Annotated in this window: 22 protein-coding genes; 18 read left to right on the top strand and 4 right to left on the bottom strand. The window is 48.2% G+C overall.

Annotated features, from left to right (window positions below; translation table 11 throughout):
* Nucleotides 1-105: 105 nt before the first annotated feature.
* The 7 genes from rimP (at nucleotide 106) to ACYQ2E_RS03710 (ending at nucleotide 6,121) form a co-directional block, all read left to right on the top strand.
* Nucleotides 106-585, top strand: a complete 480-nt coding sequence (gene rimP / locus ACYQ2E_RS03740) for a ribosome maturation factor RimP (RefSeq protein WP_460016764.1) — start codon at nucleotides 106-108, stop codon at nucleotides 583-585.
* A gap of 87 nt (nucleotides 586-672) precedes the next feature.
* A complete protein-coding gene (gene nusA, locus ACYQ2E_RS03735) occupies nucleotides 673-1,902 on the top strand; it encodes a transcription termination factor NusA (protein WP_460016719.1) in 1,230 nt (409 codons plus the stop codon).
* 5 nt (nucleotides 1,903-1,907) lie between these two features.
* Nucleotides 1,908-2,240 (top strand): RNase P modulator RnpM, encoded by a 333-nt coding sequence (gene rnpM, locus ACYQ2E_RS03730; RefSeq protein WP_460016718.1) that lies wholly within the window; start codon nucleotides 1,908-1,910, stop codon nucleotides 2,238-2,240.
* Nucleotides 2,233-2,535, top strand: a complete 303-nt coding sequence (locus ACYQ2E_RS03725) for a YlxQ-related RNA-binding protein (RefSeq protein WP_460016763.1) — start codon at nucleotides 2,233-2,235, stop codon at nucleotides 2,533-2,535. The genes rnpM and ACYQ2E_RS03725 overlap by 8 nt, the downstream gene beginning before the upstream one ends.
* Before the next feature lie 20 nt (nucleotides 2,536-2,555).
* Entirely contained in the window at nucleotides 2,556-5,375 is a 2,820-nt protein-coding gene (infB, locus tag ACYQ2E_RS03720; protein WP_460016717.1) for a translation initiation factor IF-2, read from the top strand.
* Between the two features lie 102 nt (nucleotides 5,376-5,477).
* Nucleotides 5,478-5,822, top strand: coding sequence for a 30S ribosome-binding factor RbfA (gene rbfA / locus ACYQ2E_RS03715; protein WP_460016716.1), 345 nt, complete (start codon nucleotides 5,478-5,480; stop codon nucleotides 5,820-5,822).
* A 92-nt stretch (nucleotides 5,823-5,914) separates the two neighbouring features.
* Nucleotides 5,915-6,121: a hypothetical protein gene (locus tag ACYQ2E_RS03710; protein WP_460016715.1), complete on the top strand. Its 207-nt coding sequence runs from the start codon at nucleotides 5,915-5,917 to the stop codon at nucleotides 6,119-6,121.
* A gap of 115 nt (nucleotides 6,122-6,236) precedes the next feature.
* Here ACYQ2E_RS03710 and ACYQ2E_RS03705 read toward each other — a convergent pair whose 3' ends face one another.
* Nucleotides 6,237-7,136 (bottom strand): diacylglycerol/lipid kinase family protein, encoded by a 900-nt coding sequence (locus tag ACYQ2E_RS03705; protein ID WP_460016714.1) that lies wholly within the window; start codon nucleotides 7,134-7,136, stop codon nucleotides 6,237-6,239.
* Nucleotides 7,137-7,181: 45 nt separating this feature from the next.
* On the opposite strand from ACYQ2E_RS03705, the gene ACYQ2E_RS03700 reads away from it, so the two are divergent.
* Nucleotides 7,182-7,901 (top strand): adaptor protein MecA, encoded by a 720-nt coding sequence (locus ACYQ2E_RS03700; RefSeq protein ID WP_460016713.1) that lies wholly within the window; start codon nucleotides 7,182-7,184, stop codon nucleotides 7,899-7,901.
* A gap of 138 nt (nucleotides 7,902-8,039) precedes the next feature.
* Here ACYQ2E_RS03700 and ACYQ2E_RS03695 read toward each other — a convergent pair whose 3' ends face one another.
* A complete protein-coding gene (locus ACYQ2E_RS03695; protein ID WP_460016712.1) occupies nucleotides 8,040-8,912 on the bottom strand; it encodes a hypothetical protein in 873 nt (290 codons plus the stop codon).
* A 277-nt stretch (nucleotides 8,913-9,189) separates the two neighbouring features.
* Here ACYQ2E_RS03695 and ACYQ2E_RS03690 point away from each other — a divergent pair, with 277 nt between their 5' ends.
* The 6 genes from ACYQ2E_RS03690 (at nucleotide 9,190) to sufB (ending at nucleotide 15,791) form a co-directional block, all read left to right on the top strand.
* Complete coding sequence (locus ACYQ2E_RS03690; RefSeq protein WP_460016711.1) at nucleotides 9,190-10,398, top strand: glycosyltransferase family 4 protein; 1,209 nt, start codon at nucleotides 9,190-9,192, stop codon at nucleotides 10,396-10,398.
* A 149-nt stretch (nucleotides 10,399-10,547) separates the two neighbouring features.
* Nucleotides 10,548-11,330, top strand: a complete 783-nt coding sequence (sufC, locus tag ACYQ2E_RS03685) for a Fe-S cluster assembly ATPase SufC (RefSeq protein WP_460016710.1) — start codon at nucleotides 10,548-10,550, stop codon at nucleotides 11,328-11,330.
* Nucleotides 11,331-11,332: 2 nt separating this feature from the next.
* Nucleotides 11,333-12,589 carry a Fe-S cluster assembly protein SufD gene (gene sufD, locus ACYQ2E_RS03680; protein WP_460016709.1) on the top strand — a complete coding sequence of 419 codons (1,257 nt, stop codon included), beginning with the start codon at nucleotides 11,333-11,335 and terminating at the stop codon, nucleotides 12,587-12,589.
* On the top strand, nucleotides 12,589-13,809 hold the full coding sequence (locus tag ACYQ2E_RS03675) for a cysteine desulfurase (RefSeq protein WP_460016708.1): 1,221 nt from the start codon (nucleotides 12,589-12,591) through the stop codon (nucleotides 13,807-13,809). Before sufD ends, ACYQ2E_RS03675 begins: the two co-directional genes overlap by 1 nt.
* A 23-nt stretch (nucleotides 13,810-13,832) precedes the next feature.
* Complete coding sequence (gene sufU, locus ACYQ2E_RS03670; protein ID WP_460016707.1) at nucleotides 13,833-14,357, top strand: Fe-S cluster assembly sulfur transfer protein SufU; 525 nt, start codon at nucleotides 13,833-13,835, stop codon at nucleotides 14,355-14,357.
* Nucleotides 14,358-14,393: 36 nt separating this feature from the next.
* Nucleotides 14,394-15,791 (top strand): Fe-S cluster assembly protein SufB, encoded by a 1,398-nt coding sequence (sufB, locus tag ACYQ2E_RS03665; protein ID WP_460016706.1) that lies wholly within the window; start codon nucleotides 14,394-14,396, stop codon nucleotides 15,789-15,791.
* A gap of 79 nt (nucleotides 15,792-15,870) precedes the next feature.
* On the opposite strand, the gene ACYQ2E_RS03660 is transcribed toward sufB, so the two are convergent.
* Both ACYQ2E_RS03660 and ACYQ2E_RS03655 read right to left on the bottom strand, forming a co-directional pair.
* Nucleotides 15,871-16,539 (bottom strand): hypothetical protein, encoded by a 669-nt coding sequence (locus tag ACYQ2E_RS03660; RefSeq protein ID WP_460016705.1) that lies wholly within the window; start codon nucleotides 16,537-16,539, stop codon nucleotides 15,871-15,873.
* Nucleotides 16,540-16,674: 135 nt separating this feature from the next.
* A complete protein-coding gene (locus tag ACYQ2E_RS03655) occupies nucleotides 16,675-17,232 on the bottom strand; it encodes a TetR/AcrR family transcriptional regulator (protein ID WP_460016704.1) in 558 nt (185 codons plus the stop codon).
* A 188-nt stretch (nucleotides 17,233-17,420) separates the two neighbouring features.
* On the opposite strand from ACYQ2E_RS03655, the gene ACYQ2E_RS03650 reads away from it, so the two are divergent.
* The 4 genes from ACYQ2E_RS03650 to ACYQ2E_RS03635 all read left to right on the top strand — a co-directional run bounded on the left by ACYQ2E_RS03650 (nucleotide 17,421) and on the right by ACYQ2E_RS03635 (nucleotide 21,269).
* Nucleotides 17,421-18,299 carry an ABC transporter ATP-binding protein gene (locus ACYQ2E_RS03650; protein ID WP_460016703.1) on the top strand — a complete coding sequence of 293 codons (879 nt, stop codon included), beginning with the start codon at nucleotides 17,421-17,423 and terminating at the stop codon, nucleotides 18,297-18,299.
* 25 nt (nucleotides 18,300-18,324) lie between these two features.
* Nucleotides 18,325-19,956, top strand: a complete 1,632-nt coding sequence (locus ACYQ2E_RS03645) for an ABC transporter permease (RefSeq protein WP_460016702.1) — start codon at nucleotides 18,325-18,327, stop codon at nucleotides 19,954-19,956.
* 91 nt (nucleotides 19,957-20,047) lie between these two features.
* A complete protein-coding gene (locus tag ACYQ2E_RS03640) occupies nucleotides 20,048-20,440 on the top strand; it encodes a VOC family protein (RefSeq protein WP_460016701.1) in 393 nt (130 codons plus the stop codon).
* Nucleotides 20,441-20,453: 13 nt separating this feature from the next.
* Nucleotides 20,454-21,269, top strand: a complete 816-nt coding sequence (locus ACYQ2E_RS03635; RefSeq protein ID WP_460016700.1) for a Cof-type HAD-IIB family hydrolase — start codon at nucleotides 20,454-20,456, stop codon at nucleotides 21,267-21,269.
* Nucleotides 21,270-21,272: the final 3 nt, after the last annotated feature.

Here is a 21,272-nt window from a genome sequence, read left to right as displayed (position 1 = left end):
ATCAAGCATTTTCTATGTTAGAATAATTCAAATACTAAGAAAGGAGCGCTCGAGAGAGCGCTTCTGTTGCTGTTATCAGCTGGTATTAAAATCAAAGGAGGTATGATGACAGAAATCACGCAAATCGTTGAAGACTTCATCAGACCGCATCTGCCGGAAGCATACGAGCTGGTCGATGTCGAATGGACCAAGATGGGCGCGGACATGATTTTATCTATCCTGGTTGACAAAGAGCCTGACGGCGTTTCGATTGATGAAACGGCAGAGCTGTCTGAGATTATCTCGCCGCTGCTTGATACCATCAAGCCTGACCCTTTTCCGCGAGAGGGCTATCTGCTGGAAGTAGCATCTCCAGGTGCTGAGCGTCCGCTCAAGAAGCCGAAAGACTTCGAGAAGGCGCTGGGCGAAAATGTTTTCGTCACAACTTATCAGAAAATAGACGGAGAGAAAGAATTTGTCGGCAGTCTGGTCAGTTATGACGAAGAAAATCTGATAATTGATGCGGCCGGGAAAAACAACAGGACAAAACAAGTTGAAATCCCGCTCAGTATGATTGCAAAGGCACAGACAATGGTGAAATTTTAAAATCGTTCAAGTTAATTGAGCGAAATAAATAGAAAGGGGAATGGTCAAATACATTTCGTAGGATGAGACTGTTCCAAATGGGAAGAAATGGCAAAAGCAAAAGAAAATATTGTCGCTCTCTTTTCACAAATCGAAGGCATGAAAGGCGTGAAGCCGGACCTAATCATCGAGGCGCTGAAAGAGGGCATTGTAGCTGCTTATAAAAAGCAGTATGGACAGGCGCAGAATGTGGAGGTGAATTATAACGAAGACACTGGTGAGTTTGAGGTTTATTCAGTACGTGAAGTAGTCGACGAAGTCTTCGATTCACGTTTGGAAATCTCGCTGGAAGACGCACGTCGATTCAGCGAGCTTTACGAAGTCGGCGATAAAATCCGTTTTCAGGAAGACATCAAAGACTTTGCCCGCTCCTCAATCGGCGTGGCCAAGCAGAATGTACTGCGCAAACTGAAAGAAGAAGAGCAGAAGGACATTTTGGACGAGTACAAAAAATACGAGGGTGAAATGATTTCCGGCATTGTAGACCGTTTAGACGATCGAGCGATTTATATCAAGCTGGGCCGTCTGGATGCAATGCTGATGCGTAAAGACCAGATTTTCAAAGAGCATTATCGCATCGGTGACCGCATTTCCGTCTATGTTACTGAGGTCAAGATGTCGCCGAAAGGTCCGCGTGTGATTGTCAGCCGTACAGCTCCAGGCATGCTCAAGCGCATGTTTGAAAAGGAAATTCCTGAAGTTTTCGACGGCACAGTAGAAATTATGGCCATTGCGCGTGAAGCCGGCGACCGTGCCAAAATCGTCGTACGCAGCCATAACGAGAAAGTCGATGCGATTGGTACCATGGTCGGCCGTAAAGGCAGCAACATCCAGCCGATTATCAATGATTTACACGGCGAAAACATGGACATCATTGAATGGTCAAGCGACAAAGGCACTCTGGTGCGTAATGTCCTGAAACCTGCCCAGGTCAATGCGGTCTACATCTTCGATGACGGCTCCGCCCTGGCAGTTGTGCCGGATGACCAGCTGACCTTGGCGATTGGTAAAAAGGGACAGAATGTCCGGCTGGCCGCGCAGGTTGCCCACTGCAAGATTGACATCAAAAAGGCAAGTGAATTTGACGAGTCTGAAATTGTCGGCCTGGATGACCTCATTGACACAAATGCAGACGAAGAAGAGCTGGACGATGTCCCGACACTTGAAGAGGTTGAAGTCGAAGAGACAAATCCGGAAGACCAGATGGGACTTGAAGAACTGCTGGGCGACATGAAACTGCCTGAAAATGCCGAAGAATACGAAGGCGACGAGGAATAATTCTGATGGTTGTCAAACAGAAAAAAATTCCGCTGCGCACCTCTTTAGCCTCGGGGAAACAATTCCCGAAGAAAGAACTGCTGCGCGTGGCTTATACCAAGGAGGGCGAGATTTCAATCGACCCGACCGGCAAGGCACATGGACGCGGCGCATATATCGGCCTGAGCACTGAAGAGGCCGAGCTTGCCAAGAAAAAGAAAGTCTTCAACCGGGCTTTCTCGACCGAGGTAAGTGACGAATTCTACGATGAACTGATTCTCTATGTGAAGCATGAAGTTGGACGCAAAGAATTAGCTAATAAGGTCTACAGTGCAGAATTGGCGCCGGATTATGATTAAACAGCCGATTTTGAATTTATTAGGGCTTGCCAAACGGGCAGGAAGGCTGATTACAGGAGAGGAGCTGGTGGTGAAGGCCATACAAACTTCAACTGTGCAGCTTGTCTTTCTGGCAAATGATGCCTCGTCAAATCTCACTAAGAAAATACGGGACAAAAGCAACACTTACCAAATCAAAATTTCACAAGATTTTACTCAAAATGAGCTTTCACAAGCCATTGGTTCTGACCGGAAAGTCATTGCCGTGGCCGATGAAGGTTTTGCAAAGAAAATGGAGAAATTACTGATGCAATAACTACTACTATGGGAGGACATATGTCTGTTAAGAAACGAATAAACGAAATTGCCAAGGAGACAGGTTTTTCAAATAATGAATTGGTCGCGAAGGCGCAGAAACTAGGATTTGATGTGAAGTCACATTCTAGCTCAATTTCTGATGCTGAAAGCAAACAATTGATTGAGGCGCTAGGCAAGCATAAGCCGGCTGCTCATCCAGCTGCTGCCAGTAAAGCCGCACCAGCTAAAAAACCTGCCGCCCATGAACATGAAGCCAAAAAAGCGAAAACGCCGGAAGCTGAAGGCGAGAACCCGATGACTTTTCATGGCAAAGCCGTTGTGATTGACCCGGCGATTTTGGCGCGTGCTAATGCCAAAGAAGCTGAGAAGAAATCCGGCGGCCAGAAGCCTCAGATCAAGGTGGTTTCATCAATAGAAGACCAGGCAAAAGCTAGAGAAATTGCTGAGAAAAAAGCAGAAACCAATCGTGCGGTCGAAAAAGTTTTAGCCAAAGCCGAAGCCAAGTCAGAAAAGGAACCTGCTGAAAAGCCTGCTGAAACCGCTCATCATACTGACAGCAAAAAGACGGAGCACAAGAGCGACACTGAGCACAAGAAAAAAGAGCCCGCAGCGGATAAAAAATTCGGTCGTCCGAAAATTGCCATCAAAGTGGTAAAACGGGCCGAAGAGCAGCCTAAGTTTTCTGAACGTCCGCTCAAAGACCGTCTGAAAAAAGAAGCCAAAGCCGTCCGCTCAGCGCAAAGCTCAGGCAAAGCCGTTCGTGCCGGTCAAGGCCAGAAGCCTTTCCAGAAGAAACATGGCCAGCAGCAACAGCAGCGTCCGACCGTCCAGAAAACAGAATTTGCCCCATCAATTGATGCCCGCAACAACCGCAACCGCCGCGGCAACAAAGACCGCGACAATAACCGCTCAGAGGCCAAAGACAACAACCGCTTCGGCGGCGGACCACTGCGCGTCAATGACAACCGCAATCAGGTACGTAATGCGCGCAACTCCAACTGGAATTCCGGCGGCCGCAGAAAAGGCAGACATCATACCAATGCGCCGGTGACAGAACGTAAATTTGTTGAATTGCCTGAAACACTTGAATACACAGAAGGCATGACCATCGCGGACCTGGCAAAACGCATTCATCGTGAATCCGCCGAAATCGTCAAGAAGCTCTTCATGATGGGCATCATGGCGACTCAGAACCAGTCGCTGGACGAAGATACCATCGAGCTGCTGCTCTTAGACTACGGCATCACGCCTGAAAAGAAAGTCACAGAAGACAAATCAGACATTGAGCGCCTCTTTGTCGAAGAAGGCTATCTGCACGAAGAGAACATGGTACCGCGTCCGCCGGTTGTCACAATCATGGGACACGTCGACCACGGTAAAACGACCTTGCTTGACCACTTGCGAAAATCTCGTACGAACATCGCCGAGAGCGAAGCAGGCGGTATCACACAGCATATCGGTGCCTATCAGATTGTTGCCAACGGCAAGAAAATCACCTTCCTTGACACGCCGGGACACGAAGCCTTTACCAGCATGCGTGCGCGCGGTGCCTCAGTCACAGATATTACAATTCTGGTCGTGGCAGCCGACGACGGTGTCATGCCGCAGACCATCGAAGCCATCAATCACTCCAAAGCCGCAGGCGTACCGATTATCGTGGCCATCAACAAGATTGATAAGCCAGGTGCGAACCCTCAGAAAGTCATCAACGAGCTGGCAGAGCACAACGTCCTGTCAACCGCTTGGGGCGGAGATTCTGAATTCGTCGAAATCTCAGCCAAGTACGACCAGAATATAGACGCTTTGCTCGAAACTGTCCTTTTAGTCGCTGAAATGCAAGAACTGAAAGCCGACCCAACCGTCCGCGCCATCGGAACAGTCATCGAAGCCCGCCTGGATAAAGGCAAAGGCGCCATTGCAACCTTGCTGGTTCAGCAGGGCACACTGCACGTCCAAGATCCCATCGTTGTGGGAAATACCTTCGGTCGTGTCCGTGCGATGGTCAACGACATAGGAAGACGCGAAAAGACAGCTGGACCATCAGATGCCGTAGAAATCACAGGATTAAACGACGTACCGCAAGCTGGTGACCACTTTGCCGTCTTTGAAGACGAGAAATCAGCGCGTGCCGCCGGCGAAGAGCGCTTCAAGCGGGCACAGCTCATCCAGCGCCAGAATACGCGCCGCGTGTCAGTTGAGAACCTCTTTGACACACTGAAAGAGGGACAAGTCAAGACCGTCAATATCATCATCAAAGCAGACGTACAAGGCACAGCAGAAGCATTAGCCGCCAGTCTGCAGAAGATTGTAGTCGAAGGCGTTAAAGTCGACATCGTTCACTCAGCTGTAGGGGCAATCAACGAATCCGACGTGTCCCTCGCGACCGCTTCCAACGCCATCATCGTCGGATTCAATGTCCGCCCGACAGCAGAAGCACGTGCCGCCGCTGAACGTGACGACGTAGAAATCCGCCTGCACAGCGTGATTTATCGAGTCATCGATGAAATAGAAGCCGCCATGAAAGGCATGCTTGACCCAGAATACAAAGAAGAAGTTATCGGCGAAGCCATCGTGCGTGAAATCTTCACCGTGGCTAAACTCGGTACAATTGCCGGCTTCCTGGTGACGCGCGGCAAAGTAGCCCGCGATGCCTCAGTTCGGGTGATTCGCGATTCAGTCGTGCTTCACGACGGCCCAATCAGCTCGCTCAAGCACTTCAAGGACGATGTCAAAGAAGTCGGCAATGCGCAAGAAGGCGGTCTGATGGTCGAAGACTTCAATGATATCAACGTTGACGACACACTGGAAGCTTACAAAATGGTTGAAATCAAGCGTTAAAGAAACGTATTTTCCGTTCGCGAAAGCCGAGTGCTTGCGTAAGCAGACTACAGGTCGCTTTCGACACTACCGTGGCGCGAACGTTATTTCAATGGAGGTATTATGTCAAATCAGCGTGCAGAACGCGTCGCCGTCGAAGTACAGCGGCTCGTCTCACAAATTTTACGTGACGAAATTCACGACCCGCGTGTGCAGCAGGTCAACCTGACCGACACTCAGGTCACTGGCGATTTGAGTCAGGCAACACTGTATTATTCACTGCTGTCTGACTTGGCCAGCGACGCTGAGAAAGCCCAGCGCGGACTCGATAAGGCCAAAGGCCTGATTCGCCACGAACTGGCACAGCGCATGACAATGTACAAAGTGCCGGAACTCATTTTCAAAAAAGATGAATCAGTAGCCTATGGAAATAGAATCGATGAGCTGCTGCGTAATTTGAATTCCTAAAAAGCCCTCGGGCTTTTTTTGTACAAAGGCTTGTAAAATGTTTACAGAAGTAGTAAAATTAAAATCTCAAAAAAATAAGAATAGGAGTTGTCATGAGCAAATTTCAAACTTTATGGGAAAAAATTCAGGAAGACGGACGCGAGGCATTCACATTAAGCTTTGAGGAAATTGAGGGGCTGGGCGGTGTGCCGATTGACCATTCATTTTTGAATAGTAAGAAAGAACTGCTGGATTACGGTTATGAAGTTGGAAAGATTTCATTGAAAAATAAAACAGTAAATTTTATGAAAGTTTTGTAGAAAATTGCCTTAATGTCTCAAATAACAGAAAACCCGAATCAATCAGCTAAGTATTCTGCATACTTAGCTGATTGACTCGGGTTTTTAAATTTCTGCATCAAAATAAATAAAAATGTTACATCACAATAATTCGTTTTTCTGACCAGACATGAAGCTCCTCACTAGCCGGAATATGAGAAGGCTCACCGTCAATTTGGATAGGCTGTTCAGAAAATAATTTGACAAAAAACTCATTTTGTCTAATACTTAGAATTCTGGGGTCATTCATGTGCGTGACTTTCAGAATTTTCGCCAGAAGCCCGAAAAACTGCCGCTGAGGAATCTTGTCAATTTCTATCAGCTCAATAATTTCCGACAAACTTGAAGCATCAGGCGCAATCTTGACACCGCCCCCGAAATAAGGGTGCTTGGTCATGGTGAAAAGAAAAGCATTTTCAAATTTCCTGGAATGGTCAAGCTCAATTTCAAAACTTTTTTTCCGGAAAAGGACGCCCAGTGTCGTGAACAAATAGGTTATAGAGCCAAGATGAATCTTGTTAAACAAAGTCTTCGTCCCGCTGGAATTCGCCGCGTTGATAATGGCCCCGTCCAGACCAATACCGATATTATTGACCGCAAAGCCGTGGAAGTGCTCGGAATCATAGCCCAGAACGTAAATCGGCGTTTCCTGATTTCGGGAAATTGACTTGAAAGCCTCAATCGGGTCCAGCGAAATATTAAGCGAGCGGGCAAAATCATTGCCGGAACCCGCAGGGATATAAGCAAAAGGCAAATAGGCCGGCAAATACTTCATGCACAAGGACAAAGTTCCGTCTCCGCCGACGATAATCAGCCGGTCCTCGGCCTTTTTCTCTGATAGAATCTGGGAAATGAGCATTTCTTCCTGACCAGGCGCCGTTGTCTCAAAAAGCCGAAAGGAAATGTCGGACGTCTCGAAGTACTGGATGAGCGTCAGCACCTTTTCACGGCCCCGGCGGTTCCCAGAATTCGGATTAGCAAGCAAATAATAAACCATATCCGTATTTTATCAGAATTTTCGCATTTGTGGTATAATGACCATATGGATTACAGTTATGTGAATGATCGTACTCTGAAAATCAGCTTGACTTTTGCAGACCTTGAGGAGCATGACGTGCAGCTCGTGGACTTTTTGAGCGAGCAGGAAAAGGTAGAAGAGTTTTTCTATGAACTGATTGATGAACTTGATATTTCGGACCGTTGGGACGATACAAGCCTGATGACTTTTCAGATACGGCCAAATGCGAAAGGAATTGATATTCTCGTGAGCGACGATTTTTCGGATAATTTTGCACCCAATGGGGAGATGGCGGCCGACCTGGAAGAATTTCTGCGTCAAGTGGCTGGAAACACAGGACTGAATTTTCCGCCTCCTGGTCTTTTTGATGCGCTTGACTCTGATGATATGGACTTCTCGACAAAAACTGCTTCATCGTCCAATAACAAGAAAAAAGACAAGACACCAGAACCAGAGCCTGACTTTGTCTATTACACAATCAAATTCGATAATTTTACAGACATCATCAATCTAGCCAAAACTGTCAAGGCGGCAATCGATGAGTCAGAGTTGTATGAGTTTAAAGGGAATTATTACCTGACGATTCTGGACAATCAGAAACTGCGCGGTAAGAAACAGACGATGAATGTACGCGCACGTATGCTGGAATATGGCGAGCAGGGAATGATTAACCGTGAACTGCTGCGTGAGCATGCGCATGTCATCATTGACCACGGTGCTTTGCAGAGCTTGCAGAAGATTTGACTATAACAATGCGGCCGCTCAGAAATGAGCGGTTTTTAGCTGCCGGATTTAATTCTGATACGCCGTGTCCTGAATAACATGTCAAAAAATGGAATCTCTGTATAAAAAAACAGCCGAAGCTGCTTTTTCTGGACTTGATTAGTCAACAGAGACAATCGCTGTATGCGTGCTTGCGTCTGAAGCTAAAGTTGCATTCCAGTAAGTATTGTGAAGTTTAGAGGCTTTAACGTAGAAGCTGTAGTTGCCTGCGGGAAGCTCAAGCACTGATTTGAGGTCTGCCAGCGATTCTCTGCGGCCGGATAAATTATCGCTTTCAGCTTTGTAAACAGCGACTGCTTTGCCTTCTGCATTGTGCTGAATGGCAGTGATTTGGTAGCGTTCAGCTCCGTCTACTGCATCCCAGGCCAGTGTACCGTTTTCAATGCGCACATTTTGTACGGTGCTGAGTTTGCTTTCTTGCTGAGCAGGTGTGAAGTTTTCAGGCTTTTCAGCTGCGGGTGCGAAATTAATAGTAAAAGTGCCGATGGTGCTCTTTCCAAGGTAGATTTCGTAGGAAACGCTTGTGTGTTTTTTGCCTGGATTTGAAAGCTGAGTCTCAGTTTTGAGCTCGTAGAAGCTGCTTTCAAATCTGTTCTGCTGGATTGGAACGCGGGAGACGAATTTGCCGGAGCCATTTTTGATAGTTACACGTGCGCTCAAGTTTGCGCTCTGAGGGAGGTTAGAGAACTGGAAGAATGGGCTGACGGCGCTGAAGCCGGCATCTGTGTATTTGGCTGCGACAAGGTTTCCGTTGCCGTCATTTGTGATTTGGACTTCACCCAGTGTGAAGGGAGCGCTCGCAAGCTTCTCAAGTTTCGGCGCGGTATTTTCGGTTCCTTGTATGCTGGAAGCAGGAGCGGCTGTTAAATCAGCGCTTGCTGCTGAAGCTGCGGCTTGTCCGGTACTGGCCAGCAGAATGCCGGCAATAAGTGCTTTTGCCGCAAAGCTGCGGAGACCTGTTTGTTTTTTCATGTATCTGTTCCTTTCTCTGCACTTTTTTGTGCGAAATTCATTCTACTACAAAATTTTTGGGCTGTAAATATTTTTCTGGTATTTTTCATCATTTTCAGATAATATTTGATTGTTTGACTATTTTCTGATAATTCGAATTGCTGTCATCGCGGTCTGTAAGCCTGTGAACTGTGTGCGGACGACTTTTTCTCTCATTCATTTGATTTGTATTCAGTGTACATTTTGTACGATTGTGTCCATTAGCAGAACTGCGAGTTTTTTGTTATAATATTCTTAGATGTTTGACCTCAATAATCATACAATTCCGTTTACGCTGAAGTTCCTGATTGTCATGGGAATCACTTTTCTGCTGGCTGTTATTTTGACGCCGCTGGTACGCTGGCTGGCCTTTAAAATCGGTGCGGTGGACATGCCGAATGCGCGGCGGATTAATACAAAACCTATGCCTTCGGCGGGCGGTCTGGCGATTTTTATTTCTTTTGCCGCGGCCACGCTTTTGCTTCTGCCGCTGATTGTGCAGACGGTTTTGCCGCCGAATCAGTATCATAGCTGGTTTCATTATTTTGACTACATTTGGCCCTATATTCTGGCGGGCGGCATTGTCATGCTGACGGGACTGATTGACGATGTGTTCGAGCTGCGTCCGCGCTATAAGGTGCTGGGGATTGTGATTGCGGCGAGTTTGGTCTGGCTTCTGACTTATACGCGCTTTGATAATTTCAAAGTGCCCTTCGGCGGGCCGCTGATTGAGTTCCCGGGCTGGCTGTCCTTTATTTTTACGATTATCTGGATTGTGGCGATTACAAATGCGTTGAATATCATTGACGGGCTGGACGGCCTGGTGACGGGGGTTTCCATTATTTCTCTGACAACCATGGGAATTGTGGCCTATTTCTTTTTGCCGGTGCCGAATGTCTTCATTCCGATTACTGCTTTCACTCTAGTGGCCGCAATCGCCGGCTTTTTCCCCTATAACTACAACCCTGCGATTATTTATCTGGGAGATACCGGAGCGCTGTTTCTCGGTTTCATGCTGTCCGTCATTTCTCTACAGGGGCTGAAAAATGCCACGGCGGTTGCGACATTGACGCCGCTCTTGATTCTTGGCGTACCGCTGACTGACTCGGTCGTGGCCACCATTCGCCGAACCTTGAACAAGCAGAAGTTCTATCTGCCGGACAAGATGCACCTGCACCACCGTCTGCTTGACCTCGGCTTTACGCAGCGCGGGGCAGTCTTTGTCATCTACGGAATCGCAGCGATTTTTGCCTTCATCTCAATCATTCTCAATCTTCAAGGGCGTTTGGGGGGAATCTTGCTGGTCGTGGCCTGTCTTTTCGGCCTGGAAATCTTCATCGAATTAGTCGGAATCTGGGGTAAAGACCGCCATCCGCTGATGAATGCGCTGAAATATCTTGGAAATTCCTCTTACCGCGAAAGTGTGCGGCATCATAAAAATAAAGACGAAGACACGCAAGATGAGTAAAAAATCCTAAATTAATAATTAAAAGCAACGCTCTGTTGCTTTTTCTGGTATAATATAGTTAGTTTTGTAAAATACATTTGACAACAAGATGTGAAACACGTCCGCTTTCATAGTTTATGGCGTGTTGAACTCAGTTAGAAGGAAAAAATATGTCAGCTTTAGAAATAAATAACCTGCATGTTGGCGTGGATGTCAACGGCACGCAGATGGAGATTCTCAAAGGAATTGATTTAACCATTAATACGGGCGAGATTCATGCTATCATGGGTCCTAACGGCAACGGAAAGTCTACGCTTGCGGCGGCGATTATGGGCAATCCGGAGTATATTGTCACAAACGGGACAATCAAGATTGACGGTCAGGATATTGTCGGTCTGCCGGTGGATGAGCGCGCACGGCTCGGGCTTTTTCTGGGCATGCAGTACCCGGCGGAAATTCCAGGCGTCACCAATGCCGAGTTTATGCGGGCGGCGATTAATGCGGGACGCCCAGAGGAGGATAAAATCTCCGTCATGGACTTCATCAAGAAGCTCGATAAAAACATGTCGCTGCTGAATATGAAAGAGGAAATGGCCGAGCGCTATTTGAACGAGGGATTTTCCGGCGGCGAGAAAAAACGTAATGAAATTCTGCAGCTGCTGATGCTGGAGCCGAAGTTTGCCCTGCTGGATGAAATTGATTCCGGGCTTGATATTGACGCGCTGAAAGTTGTTTCAAAAGGTGTCAATGCGATGCGCGGAGAAAATTTTGCAGCTATGATTATTACGCATTATCAGCGTTTGCTTGACTACATCACGCCTGATTTTGTCCACATTCTGATGGACGGAAAGATTGTAAAGACAGGTGATGCGGAGTTGGCTAAACGCCTGGAGCGCGAAGGCTACGCCAAGATTGCGGATGAGCTTGGACTTGAATACAAGGATGAAGATTGAATATGAATGAGGAGATATTAAACTTTTCTGAGGCTCATGCAGAGCCTGCCTGGCTGTCGGAGCTTCGTCAGCAGTCTTTTGAAAATGTCCGGAAACTGGAGATGCCGGATATTGAGCGGGTGCGTTTCAGCGGCTGGAAGCTGGATAATACTGAGCTTTCAGAGTCGGATGAAAATGGGGCTGTGCCCGCTTTCACGGAGATTCCTGATTATCCGATGCTGGTGCAGCTAGGTACGCGGACGATTCTGGAGCAGATGTCGCCTGAACTGGCGGCCAAGGGCGTTGTGTTCACTGATTTTTATCAGGCGCTGGAGGAAATTCCAGATGTTATGAAGACTTACTTTGCTTCGGCAACTGCGTCAAATGAGGACCGTCTGACGGCGGCGCATTATGCGGCCTTTAATTCCGGGGCTGTGCTTTATGTGCCGGACAATGTTGAAATTGACCTGCCGATGGAAGGGCTGTTTTATCAGAATGCGGCAGAAAAGGTCAATTTCAACAAGCATATTCTGATTGTGGCCGGCAAGCACGCTAAGCTGAATTATCTGGAGCGCCTGGAAAGTCAGGGTGAAGGAACTGCGAAAGTCACGGGCACTGTGTTTGTCGAGGTGATTGCGCTTGAGGGCGCGCAGGTCAAGTTCTCGGCGATTGACCGCCTGGGCGCGAATGTGACCGCATTTATCAGCCGCAGAGGTCTGCTCGGGCGCGATGCGACGATTGACTGGTCGATTGGCGTGATGAATGACGGCAATGTGATTTGCGACTTTGACAGCGACCTCAAAGGAAACGGCTCGCATGCAGAGCTCAAAGCGGTCGGCATTTCAATGGGCCGCCAGATTCAGGGCGTGGATACGCGCGTGACGAATTACGGCAAAAACTCGGTGGGGCACATTCTGCAGCACGGGGTGATTCTGGAGCGCGGGACTTTGACTTTTAACGGCATCGGGCATATTATCAACGGTGCCAAAGGCGCTGATGCGCAGCAGGAGTCACGTGTTCTGATGCTGTCGGATACGGCGCGCGCGGATGCGAATCCGATTCTCTTAATCGATGAAAATGATGTCACGGCAGGCCATGCGGCTTCAATCGGCCAGGTCGACCCGGAGGACATGTATTATCTCATGAGTCGCGGACTGGATGAGCAGGCGGCGAAGAAGCTTGTCATCAGAGGATTTCTCGGCTCAGTGATTGTGAACATTCCGGTGAAATCTGTCCGAGATGAATTCATTACAACAATTGACAGGAAGCTGGGGCTTTAATGTTAGATTTTGCTGAATTGCGTAAAGATTTTCCGATTCTGGACCAGCTGGTCAACGACGAGCCCCTGGTCTATCTGGACAATGCGGCAACGGCTCAAAAGCCTTTGCCAGTCATGAATGCTTTGCGGAAGTATTATGACACAGACAATGCCAACGTGCATAGGGGCGTACATACACTGGCAGAACGGGCAACCGAAGATTTTGAAGCCGCGCGTGACAAGGTGCGTGCCTTCATCAACGCCAAGTCAAGCAAGGAGATTCTCTGGACACGCGGAACGACGCAGTCTTTGAACTGGGCGGCGCAGTTTGCCCGTCAGATTCTGCAGCTGGGCGATGAAATTCTGATTTCAGTCATGGAGCATCACTCAAATCTTGTGCCCTGGCAGCAGGCAGCTAAAGCTACAGGCGCTGTGCTGAAGTTTGTCTACCTGAAAGACGGTAAGCTGGATATGGATGATTTTCGGGCTAAGCTGACGGAAAAGACGAAATTCGTCTCTATCGCGCATGTTTCAAATGTCCTCGGCGTCATCAACCCGGTGAAGGAAATCGCCGGGCTGGCGCATGAAGTCGGTGCTTTAGTAGTGGTGGATGCGGCGCAGTCGATACCGCATATGGCGGTGGATGTGCAGGATTTGGATGCGGATTTTCTTGCTTTCAGCGGGCATAAAATGCTGGGACCGACAGGCATTGGCGTGCTTTATGGCAAGGAGAAGCTGCTTGAGCAGTTTGAGCCGGTTGAATTCGGCGGCGAAATGATTGATTTTGTCTATGAGGAGCATTCGTCCTGGACAGAGCTGCCATGGAAGTTTGAGGCGGGAACGCCGAATATTGCGGGCGCAATCGGACTTGGCGCGGCGATTGATTATATTCAGTCTGTCGGTATTGACGCGATACAGGCGCATGATGCGGAGCTGATTAACTATGTTCTGCCGAAGCTGCGTGAAATCAAGGGTCTGATGGTTTATGGGCCAAAAGAGAATGCGCTGCGCTCAAGTGTGGTTTCGTTTAATCTGAAGGGGCTTCATCCGCATGATTTGGCGACGGCGCTGGATATGCAGGGGGTTGCAGTGCGTGCGGGGCATCATTGTGCGCAGCCGCTGCTGCGTTATCTGGGAACTGCGGCAACGGCGCGGGCAAGTTTCTATCTGTATAATACGCAGGAAGACTGTGACAAGCTGATAGACGCGATTCTGCAGGCAAAAGCCTATTTCAATGTATAATTTAAGAAAAAGAAGGCAAGAATTTGGCATTAAGCAAATTAAATGAACTTTACGGCTCGAAGTTTGAGCAGATGGCGATTCGGGACCATGCGGACCATCCGCGGCATGCGGGCGAGCTGCATGTCGGCTGTATGGTGGATTTGAATAATCCGACTTGCGGTGATGTGATTCGTCTGACGGTTGATATTGAAGATGATAAAATCAGAGATATTGCCTTCTCCGGGCACGGCTGCACGATTTCGACGGCTTCGTCGTCGATGATGACGGAGCTGGTGCTGGGGAAATCAACGGAGGAGGCGCTTAAGCTGGCGGATTTGTTCAGCCGGATGGTGATGGGCGAGGAGCTGGCGGTGCCGGATGATTTGGGTGATGCGCAGTTTCTGAAAGGTGTGGCGAAGTTTCCGCAGCGCGTGAAGTGCGCGACTTTGCCTTGGAATGCTTTGAAGAAGACGATAGCTCAGGCTGCTGCTGATTCTGACAGGGGTGAAAATGCAGCTCAGGATGGCGGCTCATACAGAGCGCAAGCCAGCGGGATTCATGGTGTTTGAGGCTTTATTCTGCAAAGAAAAGAAAGGAAAATGGATATGACGGAAGAAGTGCCGGTTTTAGAGGAATATAAGTTCGGTTTTCACGATAATGCGGAGCTTGAATATACGACGGGGCTCGGGCTGACGGAAGAGGTGGTGCGCGAGATTTCGGCTGCTAAAAATGAGCCGGAGTGGATGCTGGAGTTTCGTTTAAAGTCTTATGAGGCCTTCAAGAAGCTTGACTTGCCCAAGTGGGGGCCGGATTTGAGTTTTATTGATTTTAACGATATTATTTATTATCAGAAGCCGTCGGCTAAGGCTGCGCGGACTTGGGACGAGGTGCCGGAGGAAATCAAGGATACTTTTGAGAAGATTGGGATTCCTGAGGCGGAGCGCGCTTATCTGGCGGGGGCTTCGGCGCAGTACGAGTCAGAGGTCGTCTATCACAATATGAAGGACGAGTTTGCGAAGCTCGGCATTATCTTTACGGACACGGACACGGCGCTGCGCGAGTATCCTGAGCTTTTCAGGAAGTATTTCAGCAAGCTGGTGCCGCCGACGGATAACAAGCTGGCGGCGCTGAATTCGGCGGTCTGGTCGGGCGGTTCGTTTCTTTATGTGCCTAAGGGTGTGAAGTGCGAGATTCCGGTTCAAGCTTATTTCCGTATCAATAATGAGAAGTCCGGGCAGTTTGAGCGGACACTGATTATTGTGGAAGAGGGCGGAAGCATCCAGTATGTCGAGGGTTGCACGGCGCCGACTTACTCTGCGGCTTCGCTGCATGCGGCGGTGGTCGAGATTTTCGTTGAGGAAGGCGGCTACATGCGCTACTCGACGATTCAGAACTGGTCAGACAATGTGCTGAATCTGGTGACGAAGCGGGCCTCAGCGGCTGCCAATGCCACTGTCGAATGGGTCGACGGCAATCTCGGTTCACGCATTTCGATGAAATATCCGGCGGTTTATCTGAATGGACCTGGTGCGCGCGGCACGATGCTGTCGATTGCTTTTGCTAATGGCGGGCAGAATCAGGACACGGGCGCCAAGATGATTCACAATGCGCCGAATACGTCGAGCTCGATTGTGTCCAAATCTATCTGCCGGGGCGGCGGGATTGTCAACTATCGCGGTCAGGTCACTTTTAACAAGGACTCGGCGAAGTCGAAGTCGCATATTGAGTGTGACACGATTATCATGGACGATATTTCGAAATCGGACACGGTGCCTTTTAATGAGATTCATAATTCGCAGGTGGCGCTGGAGCATGAGGCGAAGGTGTCCAAAATCTCTGAGGAGCAGCTTTATTATCTGATGAGCCGCGGTTTGACTGAGAAGGAAGCGACGGATATGATTGTCATGGGCTTTATTGAGCCTTTTACGAAGGAGCTGCCGATGGAGTATGCGGTGGAGTTGAATCGACTGATTTCTTATTCGATGGAGGGTTCAATCGGGTAATAAGATTAACTGGCAATACAAAATAATACAGACTATATAAAAAAGCTGTCTCTTTAAAATTCAAGAGGCAGCTTAATTTTTAGCCTAAATCTGACTGGATAAATTGTGCAGAACCATTTCCTGCCCCAGTCGGCTGATTTGCCCAGGCAACATAGGAATAATTTTCGATATTAACAACACGTGTGTAGGCTTTCCCGGAATCACTGATGAAGACCATTCCAGGAGCCGCACGATACCAGAAATCAGACTGATAATATTGGCCGCCTGCTGGACTACCGACGGCAGTTCCGTACCAGGCAATGCCTTCATCATTCCAGCCAGCGGCAAGCAGTGAATTCTGCTCAAAATCACTGGTTGTATAATTATGTGCGCCGGCAGTTACATTTGGATTATAGGCACGATAGAGCGGAACAGCTCCGCCGGAATACCAGGCAATCCCTTCATCGTGCCAGCCGGCTGCTATAAGCTGGTCCTTTTCGTATGCGATTTTTGTGTAATGATGGTCGCCAGCGTTTGCATTGTAAAGCCGGTAGACTGGCTCACCAGAATCCGGAGCTACCCAGCCGATGCCTTCGTAGCGCCATCCTGCGGCAACGAGATTATCTTTTTCTGCAATCCTGGCAGTATAGAAATGCTCTCCTGAGTTCGGATTATACAGACGCTGCATCTGTGTGTCCGCACTTGCTTTAGCGGAAAAGCCGAGGCTAAGCGCTGCAGCAGCTAAAATAAGAATTGTTTTTGTTTTCATAAATTACTCCCTGCCTGTTTTTAACGTGAATTAGGCAGCACGATTTCATTAACAAATCTTTGATAGTTTATTTTATCACAAATTAAAACAAAATGAAACCGATTGATAATTTTACAACGAAATTAGACGATTTGTTCAAGAAAAGCCATTTAAAAAAAATCGGGTAATTAAAGGTGTTTTTTCATATAGGGTTTCTGCTTCAAGTCCTTTCATGCCTTCAATGAAAATATTCAGAATGAACAGAAAATCGGCTTGTGTCAGCTCCGGAGAAATTTTTCCCTCGCGCTGGCCTTTGTCAAAGAGTTCGGTGTAAACGCTCATCTGAACATTGATAGTATCTGTGTCGAAAAAGTCCGGGCTTTCAGAATACTGGGTCATGAGATTTTTTTGAAAAATGGGCGTATAACGTTGTACCTGGCGAAGTTTCATCTGCGTGATACTTTCATAAGTTTCTTCGAAATTCAAGTCGCTGTCAATGATTTCCCGGACATCTTCAGCCATATGTTCAAAAGCACGCATAATGACCAGGTTCATCAGGTGATTTTTACTCTGAAAATATTTGAACAGCGTGACTTTGCTCACTTCGGCCTGCTCGGAAATTTCGTCAACCGTGATGTTTTTGACTTCTTTTTCACTCAGTAGACGAAAAGTGACGGCTAAGATGGCCTGTTTCTTTTTTTCGCTTTGATTCATACTTCTATAATAGCATATAAAATGAACTAAATCAAACATAACGGTTCATTCTGAACTTTCTATATAAAATCAGTTCATTTTTCTTGACAAATAAATTCAAAAGAGTAAAATATGCTTTGTAAGAAGTTAGTTTTCTGACTTTTTAACAGAAATCATCGTGATGAGGTGATTATAAGGAGATTCTACCTATGACTAAGCTTGTAGAAGTAAACGGCTTGCAGAAAAAGTTCGGGTCATTCCAAGCCTTGAAGAACATTTCATTTGACATTGAGCCGGGAGAAGTGCTCGGCTATATCGGCCCGAACGGCGCCGGCAAATCGACAACCATCCGGACTTTGCTGGGCCTTATCAAAGCTTCCGGCGGCTCAGCCAAGATTTTCGGCAAAGATGTCTGGTCTGAAGCCATCGAGATTCATAAGCAGCTGGCCTATGTGCCCGGCGACGTCTATCTCTGGCCGAATCTTACCGGCGGTGAAATCATCGATTTGTTCATGAAACTGCAGGGCTCTGGAGACCAGACAAAAAAGAACGAACTGATTAAAAAGTTTGAGCTTGACCCGAAGAAGAAGTCACGCTCCTATTCCAAGGGGAACCGTCAGAAGATTGCGCTGATAGCCGCTCTGGCCTGCAACGTCGAGCTTTATATCTTCGACGAGCCGACAAGCGGGCTTGACCCGCTGATGGAGTCTGTTTTCCAGGACGAAGTGGCGCGCATCAAGTCCGAAGGGCATTCGATTCTCCTGAGTTCGCACATCTTGTCGGAAGTTGAACGTCTGGCTGACCGGGTGGCCGTCATCAAAGCGGGCGAGATTGTCGACAGCGGTTCGCTCGAGGATCTGCGCCATTTCACCCGTGATACCTTTAAGGTAGAAACGTCGCAAGCTCCTTTGGCTCTGCAGAATTTTGAAGGCGTGCACGATTTGCAGATTACAGGAAACAAGGCTGTTTTCCAGGCAGACTCAGACAAAACTCAAGCCATCCTGACGGAGTTGACGCAGCTCGGCATCACTAAGCTCGAATCTACGCCGCCTACGCTTGAAGAACTGTTCTTGCACCACTATGAATAAGTAAGCGCCGGAGGAAATTGTTAAAATGAAACCTTTAAATAAAACTGCTGACATGCTCAAAGCGCTCTTGCGGCGCGACTGGCTGAAGCTGATTATCTGGATTATCGGCATGCTGGCCTTTGCGGCCTCCGGTGCCGGCAAGATGGAAGTGGCGGTCAGCGGACAGGCTGCCCAACAATCCATGTACACCATGTTTGTCCAAAATCCTGCCATGGTCGGACTTTTTGGCCCCACACCGATTGAGACTTGGCAGAAATACAGTATTGGTCCGGTTTACGGCCAGACCATGACGCTGATTACGGGCATTACCTTTGCGATTGTGGCGATTATCTATGTGATTAACCGCACACGTAAGGAAGAAAATGACGGAATCGCCGAGCTCTTCGGAAGTTTCCAGATTGGCAAGCTGGCCAATACGACTGCAGTTATCATCGAAATGCTGGTGCTGCATATCGTGATTGCTTTCATTCTGGCCTTCTCCATTCAGGCACAGAATGTGGCAGGGCTCAACGATATGAACTCGAATCTGCTCTTTGCCTTCTCCTCTGCTTCGCAAGGCTTTATGTGGGGCATGATTGCGCTCTTCTTTGCACAGATTTTCCCTGACGCGGGCGGCGCAAAAGGTGCCACTTTCGGTCTTCTGGGCATTCTCTACATTATTCGTATGGGAACGGACACGCAGGCCGTCAATGCTGGCTGGTTCAATCCGCTCAGCTGGGGCAACCTCGGCTTTCCTTACGCGGCCGGCTACGAGAAGTGGACAGGCGTGATTCTAGCCTTTGTGCTGGCGCTCATCATGATTGTTATCGCTTATGTGCTGCAGGTTAACCGTGATGTTAACGCCGGCTACATCGCCGAAAGCCATGGGCGCGCGACGGCTCCGAAGTCGCTGCTCAGCATCCCAGGTCTCGTCCTGCGCCAGCAGCGCGGCATGATTATCGGCTGGTTCATTGGACTCTTTGTGCTAGGCATTACTTACGGCTCAATGTTCAGTCAAATGGACGAATTCATCAACTCGAACGCCACGATTAAACAGCTCTTTACAGCTTCCGCAGGCAGTTCCCCAAGTCATAATGCGATGGTCGCCAGCTTCATAGTCACTCTATTTTCAATTCTCGCCATTCTGACCAGTGTCTTTGCGGTTCTTATCATGGGACGAATGACTTCCGAGGAAAGAAAAAACCGTCAGGAACAACTCTATGCGCTGCCTGTCAGCCGTCTCCTGATGTACTTTACCTACGCAGTTTCAGCCCTTGTACTGAGTGCACTTGGACAGTTCCTTGCAATTCTCGGTGTTTATGTCGTTCAGACACAGTCGCAAACGCCGATGAGCTTTGGAGAACTCATGGGACCAGGCATGATTTACATTGTCGCAATCGCCTTTGTCGTCGGTCTTCTCTGTCTTCTGGCAGCCTTTGTGCCGCGGGCAACGGGTGCTATCTATGCCTATATTGCTTTCCTGCTCTTCATGAGCTATCTGGGCAATCTTCTGGACTTGCCTGATTGGATTATGAAACTCAGCATTTTCGACTACATTCCGAAAATTCCGCTGGATACAATGGACTGGGCGCCGGTCTTCGGCATTTCTGGCCTAGCCGTTGTTCTGATTATCATTGGATTTGTCGGTTATCGCCGGCGTGATTTGATTGGCGGGTAGGACAATAAACTGAAAAGTTCTGTCATATAAGGCAGAGCTTTTTTTGTGAAAAATTCTGAAATATGTTATATTTAGTCAAAGGAGAGAACACATGTACATCGAACACATTGCCGTTTATGCTCAAGACATTGAGAAAATGAAGGAATTCTACGAAAAGTATTTTGCAGCCGGCAGCACTGAGCTTTATCACAACAAGAAAACAGGTTTCAAATCCTATTTTCTGACTTTTGACTCAGGAAGCCGCTTAGAGCTGACGACAAAGCAGTTTTTATCGCCGCGCATTGCAGAAAGTCTCGGCTATACACATCTCGCCATCGCGGTTGGTGATAAAGCGGCCGTTGAGCAATATGCTGAAAGACTTGTCGCAGACGGTTTTCCGCTTCTGAGCGGCCCGCGCACAACCGGAGACGGCTACTACGAGGCGGTCGTCCAGGACCCTGAGGGGAATTTGATTGAGCTTACGACTCCGCTTGAGAGTAAATAAAGCAGGAGGCAAGATGATTAAAGCAATCGCGGTTGACATGGACGGCACTTTTCTGGATTCAGAAAATAACTACAATCGGGAACGATTCGGAAGCCTTTTTCAAGCCATGAAGCATAAAGGGATAAGATTCATCGTCGCGAGCGGAAATCAGTATGCCCAGCTGCGCTCATTTTTCCCTGAGAATTATCAGGAAATCACTTTCGCGTCTGAAAATGGTGCGAATCTGCTTCGGGGAGACCTCCCCTTCTGGCACGCTAAAATCAGTTCGGCAGTCGTTGAAGAAACACTTGAGCTGCTTGAGACACGAATTCTGCCGGAGCATTATCTGGTCTGCGGCGAGAAATCAGCCTATATTTCTGATAATGTCTCGGATGAAGTCTTTTCTTTCGCGTCCTATTATTATCCTCAGATTAAGCGCCTGCACAACATCAGACAGGCCCTAGACGAAAAAGACGACTTGTTCAAATTTGCTTTAAATTTCAAAGAAGCTGAAGCGACGGAAAAGCTGAGCCAGCTCATAGAGCGATTGCAAGGCAAGCTGCAGCCAGTTTCCAGCGGCCACGGCGACATTGACCTGATTCTTCCAGGCGTCAATAAATTCACAGGCCTGAGCCGCTTAGGAGAAAAATTAGGATTTACCAAGGACGAAATTATGGCCTTCGGCGACAGCGGCAATGACTTTGAAATGATTCAGCAAGTCAAATACGGCGTTGCCATGGGAAATGCGCAGCCGGAGCTGAAAGCTGCTGCCTGGCGCGTGATTGGCCCGAACAATACCGAAGCGCTGCTGGATATGATTGAACTGGTTGTCAATGGACAAATTGACTGATGA

The sequence above is a fragment of the Lactovum odontotermitis genome (assembly GCF_054658595.1).
This window is presented reverse-complemented; position numbering and strand designations above follow the sequence as displayed.